Raw genomic sequence first — 14,019 nt, 5'->3', positions numbered from 1 at the left:
ATCTCCACTCCATAGTTCTTTCCATACCGGATCAGGCAGGCCTGCTGACAAGCAGTGAGGTCTGTCATGCTGACTGAAGAAAGTCCAGATACGATTATTCCCGCTCGCGCTACGAGTGCGCCCGAGACACTCAACCGCAGCCTCAGCCTCTGGAACAGCCTCACCATCGGTTTCGCAACCGTGTCGCCGGTTGCCGGGCTGTACGCCATCATCGGCGTACAGACGGTAGTAACGGGCGGTGGTTGGTTTTCAGCGCTGGCGCTCTGTCTGGTGATGCAGCTGCTGGTGGCAACCGTGTATGCGGAGCTGTCCTCTCAGATTCCGATCGCGGGTGGAGCGTACAAATGGGCGAGGCAGCTGGGAGGCCCCACCACAGGGACATATGCCGGAGCCATCTATGTCAGCTCCACGATTGCGATGCTCACCACCACCGCCTACACCGGCGGCGTCTGGCTGGCCATTTTTTTCGGATCAGGAGGTGGAACAGGAGTCAGCCTCGTGATATGGGGCGCGGTGTTCATGCTGGTGTGCACCATCCTCAACCTGGTCCACGTCTCGATATTCAAGTTCCTTATTTCCCTGGGTGTCTATGCGGAAATCGTCGGCTCGTTCGGTGTCGCGCTGCTGCTGTTTTTCTTTTTCCGGCAACATGAATTCTCAGAACTGTTCGCGCATCTCGGGACGGGAACCGCCCCCAGCCAGACCGCCGCGTTTCTGGCGGCACTTGCCATTTCCGGCTGGGCGTTCATCGGCTTCGATGCCTGCTCAACCATTGCCGAAGAAACCCACGATCCCAAACGAATGGTGCCGCGCGCGATCTTTTTGTCTCTCTGCATGGTGGGAAGCGTGGTGCTCTTCAACTCTTCCGCGCTCACCCTCAGCTTCAGTCGTGACACATTGGTCCATACGAGCGCCGCGTCCGATCCCGTCACCCCCGTGATCGTCGACAACTTCGGAGCGTGGGCCGAAACCCCTTTCCTGACGATTGTCATGATTGCCTTTCTGGCTTGCGGGTCATCCATGGTGCAATACACATCCCGTATTGTATTTTCCATGGCGCGTGAGGGGAGTATGCCGGCCCTCCTGAGTCGGGTCACCGCTGCCGGAGCTCCGCATAACGCCGTGATGTTCACGGTTCTGCTCGCGACGCTCGGATTGCTCTTCGGACTCAACGACGAAGCAGTTGCGACGGTGCTGGCGTTCGGCACGGGCGGGTTGTACGCCATGTTTGCGATGACGACGGGCGTTGGACTCTTTACCCGTCTCACAGGCCGTTGGGATCCCTCATTGGGTCAGCTGAAACTAGGCGCCTGGGGGTTGCTCATCAATACGGTCGCCTTCGTCTGGTCAGTATTCGAATTCATCAATATTGCATGGCCGCGCCCCTATGCAACCTCGCCCGATGCTCCCTGGTGGCAACTCTGGGCTGTCCCGCTGGTCCTCGGAAGCATCCTGGGAGTGACGACGCTGTACGTGCTGACCAACCGTCTCCGCAAGAATTAATCAATCGCCTTACGTTATGGAGGAGTCACACATGAATCACGCTCATTCCTTGCTCTGGGAAGAAACCGTCCCCGGAGGTTGTCATTGGTCCGGTATTGTGCGCCGTGGCACGACCCTGCGGCTGGAAGACGTCGAAGGCAGAGCCAACGCCGCCGTGCTGTTGTTTAACCGTGAAGAGAAATTGGAACGGTACAACATGGCGGATACGCTGAAGTGTCAACATACCTTCCGATTGACCAAAGGACACGCCTGCTATTCCGATATGGGGCGCATTTTCTGTTTCATTACCGCAGACACGACCGGTTGGCATGACACCGCATGCGGACTGAGTGATGCCGAGCAGATAGAGAAGCAATACGGTGTCGCCCGATATCAGGAGCATCGGAATCAGATGTATCGGAGCGGGCTGGACGGAATGCTCATCGAGCTGGGCAAATGGGGGTTAGGGAAGCGGGATGTCGTCTCCAACATTAATTTTTTCAGTAAGATCACCGCTGATTCATCCGGAGAACTGTCTTTTAAGGAAGATCACAGAAGACCCGGCGACTCCGTCGATCTGAGCTTCGAAATGGATACGCTGGTTGTGCTGTCCGCCGCCCCGCACCCGCTCGACCCATCCAAAGTCTACCGTCCAGGTGCAGTCCGCTTAGCCCTGTTCCCTACACCGGCTGGATCCACCGCAGAATGTATGGGTTTGGCTGAGAATATGCGAGGTCTCCAACACACTCAACGATTGTATGCCTGTAAGGGAGGTGTCGAATGAGCGTGCACAACCTGATCGAAAGCCGGCTTGATCCAGAGCATGCCGTCGTCGATGAGATCTGCCCCGCAGGCGAACCGTGGGTCAAGCTGGTAAAAAAAGGAGCGACGTTTCGCATTGTCGATCTGGAAGGAAACCAGGCGGTCGATACCCTGTTCTTCAACCCGGCTCATACACCGGAACGCTATAGCGCCACCGACACGATCAGCCGGCAAAGAAGCCTGTATTTGACTACCGGCACCAAGCTCTATTCCAATTTCGGCAACGTCATGCTCACGATCGTCGCCGACACGTGCGGGCGTCATGATACGCTGGGCGGGGCCTGCGCGTCGGAAAGCAACAGAGTTCGTTATGCACTGGACAAGCATGCGATGCATAGCTGCCGAGATAGTTTTCTCCATGCCTTGGCACACGATCCGCTTTGTGAACAACTCGGCCTAACCAAACGCGATCTCCCCAGCAATATCAACTTTTTCATGAACGTTCCGGTGACGGACGCCGGCGGGCTTGAATTTGTCGACGGAGTATCGGCGCCCGGCAAATATGTCGAAATGTGCGCTGAAATGGACGTCGTCGTGATGATCTCGAATTGCCCGCAGCTCAATAACCCCTGTAATGCCTTCAATCCCACGCCGATTCGCTTGTTGGTATGGGAGGCGGCCGGAAAAGGGATTGCGCATGTTTGAGAAGGTACTGATTGCCAACCGCGGCACCATTGCTTGCCGTATCATCCGTACCCTGCGCCGTATCGGGGTGGAAAGCGTCGCTGTGTATACAGACGCCGATCTCTTGTCTCGGCACGTGGTAGAGGCTGATGAAGCTCATTGGATCGGCAGCGGAGTCGCAGCGGACAGCTATCTCCGCGCCGACAAGATTTTGGATGTTGCCAGACGAACCGGCGCACAGGCCATTCATCCCGGCTATGGTTTTCTCAGCGAGCAGGCACATTTCGCCGAGCAGTGCGCAGGCCAAGGCATTTCCTTTATCGGCCCCAGCCCGGAGCAGATGCGCGCCTTCGGTCTCAAACACACGGCGCGCGCCCTGGCTATGCAGAATCAAGTTCCGCTGCTTCCGGGGACCGGTCTGCTGGATAGCATCGACCACGCCGTATCCGAGGCGGCAAAGATCGGTTATCCCGTCATGCTGAAAAGCACAGCCGGCGGCGGCGGGATCGGCATGCGTCTGTGCCGGAACAAAGAGGAACTGAACGAGGCGTACGAGTCGGTGAAATACCTGGCACAGAACAACTTTAAGGATGCCGGCTTGTTTCTCGAAAAATACGTCGAAGACGCCCGCCACATTGAGGTTCAGATTTTCGGCGACGGGAAGGGCAAAGTGATCGCGCTAGGGGAACGTGACTGCTCAGTCCAACGGCGCAACCAGAAGGTCATAGAAGAGACCCCCGCTCCTAATCTGACTCCGCCCTTGCGCCAAGCCCTGCTGGACGCGGCCGCGCGCCTGGGGAAAGCGGTCAATTATCAGTCGGCCGGCACGGTGGAATACATTGTCGATGCCTCCAGCAGCGAGTTCTATTTCCTCGAGGTCAACACGCGTCTGCAGGTCGAGCACGGTGTGACCGAAGAAGTGACCGGCATTGATCTGGTGGAATGGATGGTACGGCAGGCTGCCGGGAATCTCCCACCGCTGGATTCACTCAACATCCAACCGCGAGGGGTCGCCATTCAAGCACGGGTGTACGCCGAGAGTCCGGCGAAAGATTTTCAACCGTCCTGCGGCACACTCACGGCCGCAGACTTTCCATCGGAAGCACGTGTCGAGACCTGGGTGGAGCGTGGTGTCGAAGTCTCTCCGTACTATGACCCGATGCTGGCCAAGATTATCATCCGTGAGCCGGAGCGTGAACAAGCCATTGCAAGCCTGACGACAGCCCTCCATAAGACCGCCCTGCACGGCATTGAAACGAATTTGAATTATCTCAAGCAAGTCTTACACGGTGCAGCGTTCCGTAGCGGTCGGTACACGACGGGCGTGCTCAAAGGATTTGGATACCACGCAGAGACCATCGAGGTGCTCACCCCTGGAATGCAGACGACGGTGCAGGACTATCCAGGACGTCTGGGGTATTGGCAAGTCGGCGTGCCGCCGTCAGGCCCGATGGATGATCTGGCATTCCGTCTGGCCAATCGCCTGGTCAACAACCGACAGGATGAGGCCGGACTCGAGATCACTGTTATCGGCCCGACCCTTCGTTTCAACTGCGACAGCGTCATTGCCGCAACCGGCGCATCGATCGAGATGCATCTGGACGGCAAACCATTGGCGCAATGGCAATCGCATGCGGTCAAAGCAGGGGCATTGCTGCAGTTCGGGCGAATCAGCAATCACGGCTGCCGGGCTTATCTGGCCGTGCAAGGCGGCTTTCAGGTGCCTGCCTATCTTGGCAGCAAGGCCACCTTCACCCTCGGCCAGTTCGGTGGACATGCCGGACGCGTTCTGCGCAGTGGCGACCTACTGCACATTGCGGCCACGCACGACCACACCCCCCACACTCTGCCGCAGGAATTGATTCCGAACTATACCGATAACTGGCAAATCCGCGTGCTGTACGGCCCACACGGAGCGCCGGAGTTTTTCTCTGATGACGATATCCGCATGTTTTTTGAGACCGAGTGGGCAATCCACCACAACTCCAGCCGCACCGGCGTACGTCTGATCGGTCCCAAGCCCGAATGGTCGCGCCACGACGGAGGCGAAGCAGGTCTACACCCATCCAATATCCACGACAATGCCTATGCCCTTGGCGCGGTGATTTTCACCGGCGATATGCCGGTGATATTGGGACCTGATGGTCCCAGTCTCGGCGGTTTCGTCTGCCCCGCCTCGATCGTCCGCGCCGATCTCTGGAAGATAGGTCAGCTCAAGCCGGGTGATCACGTACGCTTCTGCCGGATTTCAGCAGAACACGCATTGGCGCTTGATCACTCACAGGGCGTAATGATCCAAAGTCTTCGGCAGCCAGACATCACCCCGAAGCCATCCGAAGCCGACCTGCTGGACCAGCCTATTTTGGATCATATTCCTGAAGGTCCTCGGCACATGCAGGTCGTGTATCGCCAGTCCGGGGACGAAAATCTGTTGATCGAGTATGGGCCGCCGATACTCGACCTCAATCTTCGCTTTCATGCGCACGCCCTGATGGAATGGCTCCAACAAACAATCGACAGGGAGCATCTGAAAGGAATCGTGGATCTGACGCCCGGCATCCGGTCTCTGCAGATTCATTTTCAGCCGCGAGTATTGCCTCGTGCCAGATTGCTCAACATCCTCGTGGGTGCCGAGAAGAATCTCCCCCCTGTCGATGAAATGGAGGTGCCGACGCGCATCGTGCATCTTCCGCTTTCATGGGACGATGAGGCCACACAGGTCGCCATCGACAAATATATGCAGTCCGTACGCAACGATGCGCCGTGGTGTCCGAGCAATATCGAGTTTATCCGTCGTATCAACGGGCTGGACAGCGTCGAAGACGTGCAACGTATCGTATTTGAGGCAAGCTATCTGGTATTGGGGCTGGGGGACGTATATCTGGGTGCGCCGGTCGCGACTCCGCTGGATCCCCGCCACCGCCTTGTGACCACGAAGTATAACCCGGCGCGCACCTGGACTCCTGAGAACGCGGTGGGAATAGGTGGCGCGTACCTGTGCATCTACGGCATGGAAGGCCCCGGCGGATATCAGTTCGTCGGACGCACCGTGCAAATGTGGAATCGCTATCGCCAAACCGCCGATTTCAAGCAGGGCAACCCGTGGCTGCTGCGCTTTTTCGATCAGATTCGCTTCTATCCTGTGAGCGGGAGCGAACTGCACGAGCTGCGCAAGGACTTCACAGCTGGACGATTTAAGTTGAAGGTAGAAGAAACGACCTTCAGCCTGAAACAGTACAATACGTTCCTGCAACAGAATGCCGCCTCGATCAGCGCGTTCAAAACCAAGCAGCAAGCTGCATTTGAAGCCGAGCGGGAGCGCTGGAGGAACAGTGGTCAGGCGGAGTACATCAGTGACACCGACTCCGGCCCGGCAGAACCATCAGCTGAGATCGATCTTCCCGAAGGGGCTCACGCCATCACTGCGCACGTAACGGGTACTGTGTGGAAATTGCTCGTGGCGAGCGGACAGCGCGTCACTGCGGGAAGCCCGGTAGTTATTCTTGAATCGATGAAAATGGAGCTCACGGTCCAATCTCCGGTGAATGGGACTGTGCAACAGCTATATTGCCAGGAGCGAGAGCATGTTCCCGCCGGAAAGCTGTTGCTCGTGATTCAGGAAGAGTGAGCCACCGATACCGGCTCGCATTCCAGGAATGCGAGCCGGTATGCGCATCACAATCGCATTAGGCAGAAGCGACTGGAGAAGACTGTAGAATAATCCGGTCGATTTCCGACCCATCCAGCGACTCTTTTTCCAAGAGTGCTGCCGCCAGCGCCTTCAAGCTCACCATCTGTTCGGTGAGGACTTGCTTGGCCCTCTCGTAACTTTCTGTAACAAGACGCTTGATCTCCAGATCGATTTCCAGCGCCATTTCACTACTGACATCACGCCTGCCCCCAAAGGAGCGTCCCAGAAACATCGATTCCTCTTTCTGCCCGAACGTCAGCGGCCCCAGCTTTTCGCTCATGCCCCATTCGCAGACCATCTTGCGCGCGAGATCAGTTGCACGCTCCAGATCGTTGCCGGCTCCGGTTGTGACGTGTTTGAATACCAGTTCTTCCGCGACTCGACCGCCCATGAGAATCGCCAGCCTATCGCGCAAAAACTCTTTGGAGTAATTGTGGCGATCGTCGGTCGGCAACTGCATGGTCACACCCAATGCGCGGCCTCTTGGAATGATGGACACTTTGTGAACTGGATCGGTGCCCGGCAGCAGTTTGGCCATCAAGGCATGGCCCGCCTCGTGATAGGCGGTGACTCGTTTTTCCTCGTCTGTAAGCATCATGCTCTTGCGCTCTGCGCCCATCATGATCTTGTCTTTCGCCGTTTCGAAGTCTACGGCCCCGACTTCGTTCTTGTTCTGACGAGCAGCCCAAAGCGCAGCCTCGTTGACCAAGTTTTCCAAGTCGGCGCCTGAGAAACCGGGAGTTCCTCGAGCGATCTTCTCCAGTTCTACATCGGCTGCAACCGGCACTTTCTTCGTGTGCACGTTCAGAATCTGCGCACGGCCTCGGAGGTCAGGCTGATTCACCACCACTTGCCTGTCGAACCGACCTGGCCTCAGCAAGGCCGGGTCGAGCACATCCGGCCGATTGGTGGCTGCGACCAGGATGACACCTTCCGTCGTATCGAATCCGTCCATTTCGACCAGCAACTGATTGAGCGTTTGCTCACGTTCATCGTTTCCGCCGCCAAGCCCCGCCCCCCGTGACCGTCCGACGGCGTCGATCTCGTCGATAAAAATGATACAGGGGGCATGCTTTTTCGCTTGTTCGAACATGTCCCGAACGCGAGAGGCCCCGACCCCCACGAACATTTCCACAAAATCCGAACCGCTGATGCTGAAGAAGGGGACTCCCGCCTCACCGGCAATCGCTTTAGCCAACAATGTTTTCCCGGTTCCCGGCGGGCCTACGACCAACACACCCTTAGGAATGCGTCCGCCGAGTTTCTGGAATCTTCGAGGGTCTTTCAGAAATTCAACCGTTTCCTGTACTTCTTCTTTCGCTTCATCAATTCCCGCCACATCGGAAAACGTCACCTTTTTCCGCTCATCCGTCTGCATGCGGGCTTTGCTTTTCCCGAGGGACAGAGCTTCCTTCCCAACCTGCATCCGGCGCATGAAGAACAACAACAGACCCAGAAAGAGCACGAACGGTCCCCAGGTCATCAGAAATTGGACGTACCACGGGCTTTCGTCGAGCGGTTTGACCTCGATCTGAACATGCTTCTCTCGCAGCACCTGGACGAGATCGGGATAGTCCGCCGCGTAGGTTCGGAGCCGGGAACTATCTTTTAATACGCCGCTGATATGATGTCCCTTGATGATGACCTTCTCGATGTCGCCCTGGTCGAGCTTCGCCATGAAATCGCTAAAAATAATTTCTTCCTCTGACACGCGCGTCGGCATGTTCCATAGGTTGAGAAGAAATACCATGGACAGGCCTACCACCATCCAAAACAGTACGGTTTGTGCTTTGCTTTTCACGAGTAGCCTCTCACAATAGATCTGTCTGAGCAGATAGCCTATCTCCGTGAAGCTCTTATCACCGTTTGAAGGCGTGTTTGGCGTTCATGCTTTCCCTCCGACTTTGGCCTTGTCCTGGTTCGCCAACGTGGCGTACGCGAACACATCGTACACTTTGGTCGTCCGCTGCCGGTCATCCGTCAGGTAGAAGTAGGACGTGCAGAAGAACTTCCCGAACTGCCACCACAGGATGTACATCAACGACGACGCGAAGGCCGCGAAGAACGAGGAGATCATCGTGCTGTGCCCGCCGAACGTCCGCAGCGAGCCCACTTCGATCATCCGAATGTACTCCGGCGTCCCGGTCCGGACATACGCAAAGCCCATGTAGTCCGCCCACGACAGCAAGGTGCCGTCGATGACGAGCGGCGTATGGCTATAGGCGAAGATGGCCCAGTTGGTCGGATAGAACAACGCGGCAAACAGCCACGCCCCGATCACCGCCGTCAACGTCCAGTTCCGGGTCAACAACAAGACGATGTCCAGCACCAGCGCGCTCGGCAGCAGGGTGGACGGCATCACGAAGTTATACGGATAGTTCGACCACCACCACCAGGCGGCCACGATCGTCACCCACTTCCCGGCCAGCAGCGCCAGAATCGTGATCGTCGCCCCAAAGGGCTGCCGATAGTTCACCCAATTGTAATATTGCAGGGCCGCACAAAAGGTAATCGCGGTGACGGGCGTCACGATCGGCCACCACTGCCGATCCTTCCAATCAATCCAGAAATCCCAGTCCCCCGCCAGCAGGTCGAAGTGCATGTGGAACGTGCCCACGATGGTCACAAACAAGATCGGAATGAAATAAATGTAGTCGATGTGCCTGGACATCGCCACGCCTTCCGGCGGCAACTTCGAGGCCTTAATAATCTCATCGGTTCTAAACATAACTGACATCCTCCGTCATTCCAGCCGGCTGGAGCGGCGGATCCGGACTACCCGGTCTGCCGTTCCAGCACAAGCTACGTTTTGGACGTCCCTGATATTGACCGTCACTCCTCAGGACCAGCTCCTGTCAGTACACGGTCTTGTGCCCGGGGCCCACTTGGCTGGGGAACGGATCCAGGATGCTCTTCGGCGCGTTGTTCCAGATCACGTCCGCCAGATTCGACATCCGGCTCACGATCTGCGCCGCCACCCCGCCCGCTGCCCCGAACAACCCGCACCACCCCAACGTCACAAAGCCCCAGTGCAACGGGGCCGAGAACAATTCATCGACGAACCAGAACGCATGCCCCCACTCGTTCAACCCCACGTTCGGCAGGATGAACATCGGCCCCACCACCGCCGCCACGAGCGGGAACGACGTCGCCTGCGCGTACAGCGGCAACCGCGTCTGCGCATACAGGTAGCTCGCCACCCCGCACGTGATGTACAACGGGAACGTCCCGTAGAACGCCACAATGTGGCTCGCCGTGAAGCTCGTGTCCCGGATGATCACTTGGTGCCACGCCGCATCTTGCTCCAGCGTATAGCTGCCCGCGTAGTACACGCCCCAGATGTAGCACACCAGCCACCCCATCCAGTAAAAGTACCGCTTCAGCTCCAGCTTGTGGTCCAGGTTCGCCAGGTTCCGGTCCCGCGTCACCCAAATCCAGCCGATCGTCACGGCAAAGAACACGGCGTTCGCTAAAATGTTAAAGCGCCACAGCCCCATCCACACCGAATCGAACTCCGGGGTCATGGAGTCTAACCCGTGCGAGTACCCGAAGGCCCGTTGATACAGCACCCAAAACACCCCGATCCCCAGGATCGCCAGCCAGCCCAACTTCACCGGCTTCGAGTCATACCACTGCGATATGTCATACCCTTTGTCAGCAGTTGCTTGAGGTGATGCCATGTCTAGACCTCCTTGTTTAGTACGAATGTGCAAGCTTGTATTTTTAGATGGGCATACCGAGAGGAAGAGATCCCGACTCTGGGTATCGACAACAGCCACTGCCCCGGGTCTCTGCCTCCATAAGCCGCCACGAACTCTGCTCCTTTCGTTGAAAGAACGGCGGGTACGTTTAATATTTAGCAGGGCACCGTTTCATGTGCCATTAGGTACTTGCCTAAAGTGCGAGAGGAAATTCCATGGGCAGGAATTCGGGGAAAAATCAAAACGAGCTTCAAGCTATTCGGATGAAGGGGTGAGACCGTGGGCCAGCGCGTACTTTGTCAGTTCAGCCGTCGTATGGAGGCGAAGCTGCTCCATCAGCTTTGCCTTGTGATATTCGACCGTCTTCGGAGAGAGACCGAGCGTTGAAGCGATTTCTTTCAGAGTCAGGCCTTCGGCCACTAGCTGTAAGATTTCCCGCTGGCGCGCCGGCAAGCGATCCTGACTGCCACTATCCGGCTCCGTTTCGGAAATTGCGGATTGAACAAGATCCTTTGCAATCAAAGAAGTGACGTAATAATTGCCCTTCTTCACCGCATCTATCGCCTGTGACAGCTCGGACCCAGCCGACCGTTTCAGCAGGTAGGCTGATGCCCCGGCCTTGAAGGCTTGATTGACATAGTCCGGATCAGCATGGACAGTCACAAAAATCAATCGAGCCTGGGGAACTATTTTTCGCAAGCGGCGCGCCGCATCGAGACCGTTCAGTTGCGGCATCGAAATATCCATCACCACGATATCCGGCCGCAACCGTTTCGCCGCATCCAGCAGAGACCGACCGTCTTCTACGGCGCCCACGACCTGACAATGCTCTTCCAGCAGCTTTTTGAATCCTTCCAATACTAATGCATGATCATCCGCCAAGAGGACACGAGGCTTGCTCATGCACGCTCCTGTTTCAACGGCACCCACGCACAGACACGTGTTCCCTCGCCCGGTGTCGATTGGATATCGAAGGTTCCGGCAACTAAGGATACGCGTTCCCTCATACTCAATAGGCCGAGACTTCCTCGTCGGCCTTCATCACGATTCACGTCAAATCCCACGCCATCATCACTCACCAGAAGCTGAAGGCCGTCTCGCAATCGCCGAAGCTCAACCTGAACATTGTTCGCCCTGGCATGACGGGAAATGTTCGCCAAGGCTTCTTGCGCCAAGCGGTAGAAACAGGTGACAACGTCCTGCGCCAAGTGTTTCGGTATGTCTTTGCAGACGAACCGGGCGTTAAGCCCGGTACGGGCCTGAAAATCATCCACGAGGCGTCGGAGCGCAATGGATAAACCAAGATCGTCAAGAATGGATGGGTGAAACTGATACGCCAGGCGGCGAACATCTTCGGAAAGCTCGACAATGCGGGTCTGAATGGCGTGCACCGTTCTGACGGTCCCGTCGGAAGCGTGCGAGAGCTGCTGTTCCAACATTTCGATGTCGATCGACAAGAGCGCCAACCGTTGATTGATGTCGTCATGCAGATCGCGCGAAATTCGCCGTCGCTCGTCCTCCTGTAGGCGAAGAAGCTGCGAGGCAAGCACGTGAAGGTCCCGCCGGTTGGCTTCGAGCGATTGTTCGGTATCAATTCGCTTCGATACCTCGCTGACAAGGGCGTTGTTGACGGCCATCAGCTCTTCACTGCGCGCGTGCAGGCGCGCCGCCCAGCCTTCATCGCGTCGTTGGAGTTCCTCTTCGCGTTCACGACGTTGTAAAAGGTACCAAATGGGCAGCCCGATCAACGCCATGCTGAAGACTCGAGTCACCAAGGGCTTCCACGACGGTTCATCCAAAGCCTGAGGCGTGAGGGCGGTGGCATTTTCCCGTGCCGCCGACATGAGGTGTTCCATCTCAAACGTTGTCGATATCGGTTGAGGAAATAACGAGAGAAAAGATTTCGCAACTTCGGTGGGAAGATGGAAGATAAGCAATCCAAGGATCAATGCGGCGATACCGGCGGCAAACGCCCCCGTTCTAACGCGCGGGACAGGCATGGACTCATCCTACCTTTCCTGGATTATCCTCCTTCATGGCCGGCCAATCAAGAAGGACGGACATGGAAACACAGAGTTTTTCTCCCCCTCTGCGGGATCATGAACTTTGCTTTGTGCGGATCAATCTCGCTATACTCGTTGCTGATCATACCGCTAGTTTGTCTTCCAGCATCAATACCTTGGAGCCTCGGCTTCATGGACTACCGGGATCACCGTCCACTTCAGCCTCGAAGGTGCAGGTCGTTCATCACGTAGGAGCGCACTCAAATCGGAGGCCGCGATATGAGCGTGCGTATTCGCCGTCGGATTTTGTGGGATCACCTTCGCAGCGCACTCTGGGTCATGCCGACCGTGTCCGTCGTGATTTTTCTGGTTGCGGGAGCGGTGTTGTCTCATGTGTCCATCGGCGACGATTCCCCTTTACGATGGCTGGTCTTCCAGGGTAGGCCTGAAGACGCCCGGCAAATGCTGATCGTCGTGTCGTCCACGATGATCACGGTGACCGGGCTGGTGTTTGCGCTGACGATCATCGCGTTGCAGATCGCCTCGGGGCAGTATTCCCCCCGGTTGCTTCGAAATTTCATGCGCGACCGCGGGACGCAATTCGTCCTGAGCGTCTTCGTGGGGGCCTTCGCCTACAGCACGGCAGGGCTGCATACCGTCGGGGTCCAGAATCCCGACGAGGCGGCGTTCATGCCCCGGCTGGCCGTCTCCGGATCGCTTGGACTTGCATTGGCAAGCTTGGGCGTACTGATCTACTTCATCCATCATCTTTCCTCGTCAATTCAAATCGACACAATCATGAAGATGATCGTGCGCGAGACCTTGGAGGTCATCGACGACCTCTGCCCTGACCAGATCGGCAATCCGGAATCCGAGGAGCGCTGCCCGGATCCACCCGCCTGGGCCATTCCCCTGCCGTCCCACTGCTCCGGATACATTCAAGAGGTCAGCCCTCAAGCGCTCGTCCACACTGCAACGGAGAAGGACCTGATTATTCGGCTTGTCAAATCGGTGGGGCATCACGTGATCGCCGGGACGCCGATTGCTTGGGCTTGGCACCCATCGGCCGATCATCCGTCGCCCGATCCCGAACTTGAAAGGGCCATCCGCGACTCGGTCCAGATCGGGTTCGAGCGGACGATGCTGCAAGATATTCCCTTCGGCATCCGCCGCTTGGTCGATATCGGCAACAGAGCATTGTCCTCGGCAATCAACGACCCCTACACAGCGACCCAGGCCGTGCACCACTTGTCGGAGGTCCTCTGCGTTCTGGCTCGACGACGGTTGGGCGACGGGCTGTACCGTGACGAACAGGGCACGGTGCGCGTGGCGATTCCGTTCCCGGGCTTTGCGGATTACCTGCAGCTCAGCACCGGACAAATCCGTCGGTTCGGGGCGAAGGAGCCGACCGTCGTGCGAAGCCTGATCCAGCTTCTCAAGAACGTGTGTACCAGCACCGCGAGCCAGGATCGGCGCGCAGCCGCCGCCAGACACATCCGGTTGGTGTTGGAAGAAGCCAAGCGTGAGATCAAACAGTCGGCCGACGTGGAGAGCTTGCTGGCGTATGGGGATGAGGTTCTTCGCGCGCTCGCCGCAGGCCATCCAGAGTCAGCCCGCAGCTCCATACACGATTCGATTCTGTAGGGTTCGTGGACCAGAGCTTCCTGGATACTTCATCTCTCTTCCAAAAGTGAGC

The 14,019-nt window shown here is 57.2% G+C and carries 10 protein-coding genes; 5 read left to right on the top strand and 5 right to left on the bottom strand.

Annotation, left to right across the window (positions count from 1 at the left end):
- Positions 1-66 precede the first annotated feature (66 nt).
- From H8K04_04915 to uca, 4 genes are read left to right on the top strand one after another with little or no spacing between them, the layout of a single operon-like run.
- Positions 67-1,503, top strand: a complete 1,437-nt coding sequence (locus H8K04_04915; protein ID UVT16899.1) for an amino acid permease — start codon at positions 67-69, stop codon at positions 1,501-1,503.
- 31 nt (positions 1,504-1,534) lie between these two features.
- Positions 1,535-2,266 (top strand): urea carboxylase-associated family protein, encoded by a 732-nt coding sequence (locus tag H8K04_04910; protein ID UVT16898.1) that lies wholly within the window; start codon positions 1,535-1,537, stop codon positions 2,264-2,266.
- A complete protein-coding gene (locus H8K04_04905) occupies positions 2,263-2,949 on the top strand; it encodes an urea carboxylase-associated family protein (protein UVT16897.1) in 687 nt (228 codons plus the stop codon). Before H8K04_04910 ends, H8K04_04905 begins: the two co-directional genes overlap by 4 nt.
- Entirely contained in the window at positions 2,942-6,556 is a 3,615-nt protein-coding gene (gene uca / locus H8K04_04900) for an urea carboxylase (GenBank protein UVT16896.1), read from the top strand. Before H8K04_04905 ends, uca begins: the two co-directional genes overlap by 8 nt.
- A 58-nt stretch (positions 6,557-6,614) precedes the next feature.
- On the opposite strand, the gene H8K04_04895 is transcribed toward uca, so the two are convergent.
- From H8K04_04895 to H8K04_04875, 5 genes are all read right to left on the bottom strand, one after another.
- Positions 6,615-8,387 carry an ATP-dependent metallopeptidase FtsH/Yme1/Tma family protein gene (locus tag H8K04_04895; protein UVT17868.1) on the bottom strand — a complete coding sequence of 591 codons (1,773 nt, stop codon included), beginning with the start codon at positions 8,385-8,387 and terminating at the stop codon, positions 6,615-6,617.
- Between the two features lie 117 nt (positions 8,388-8,504).
- The gene (locus tag H8K04_04890; GenBank protein UVT16895.1) at positions 8,505-9,347 is read right to left on the bottom strand and encodes a methane monooxygenase/ammonia monooxygenase subunit A; all 843 of its coding nucleotides are present in this window, start codon (positions 9,345-9,347) and stop codon (positions 8,505-8,507) included.
- A 127-nt stretch (positions 9,348-9,474) separates the two neighbouring features.
- A complete protein-coding gene (locus H8K04_04885) occupies positions 9,475-10,299 on the bottom strand; it encodes a methane monooxygenase/ammonia monooxygenase subunit C (protein UVT16894.1) in 825 nt (274 codons plus the stop codon).
- A gap of 276 nt (positions 10,300-10,575) precedes the next feature.
- Positions 10,576-11,223 (bottom strand): response regulator transcription factor, encoded by a 648-nt coding sequence (locus tag H8K04_04880; protein ID UVT16893.1) that lies wholly within the window; start codon positions 11,221-11,223, stop codon positions 10,576-10,578.
- A complete protein-coding gene (locus H8K04_04875; protein UVT16892.1) occupies positions 11,220-12,320 on the bottom strand; it encodes a sensor histidine kinase in 1,101 nt (366 codons plus the stop codon). Before H8K04_04875 ends, H8K04_04880 begins: the two co-directional genes overlap by 4 nt.
- A 282-nt stretch (positions 12,321-12,602) precedes the next feature.
- Between H8K04_04875 and H8K04_04870 the strand changes: the two genes are divergently transcribed.
- The gene (locus H8K04_04870; GenBank protein UVT16891.1) at positions 12,603-13,967 is read left to right on the top strand and encodes a DUF2254 domain-containing protein; all 1,365 of its coding nucleotides are present in this window, start codon (positions 12,603-12,605) and stop codon (positions 13,965-13,967) included.
- The last annotated feature ends 52 nt before the right edge of the window (positions 13,968-14,019 follow it).

It is taken from the genome of Nitrospira sp. (genome assembly GCA_024760525.1).
Lineage (GTDB): Bacteria > Nitrospirota > Nitrospiria > Nitrospirales > Nitrospiraceae > Nitrospira_D.
This window is presented reverse-complemented; position numbering and strand designations above follow the sequence as displayed.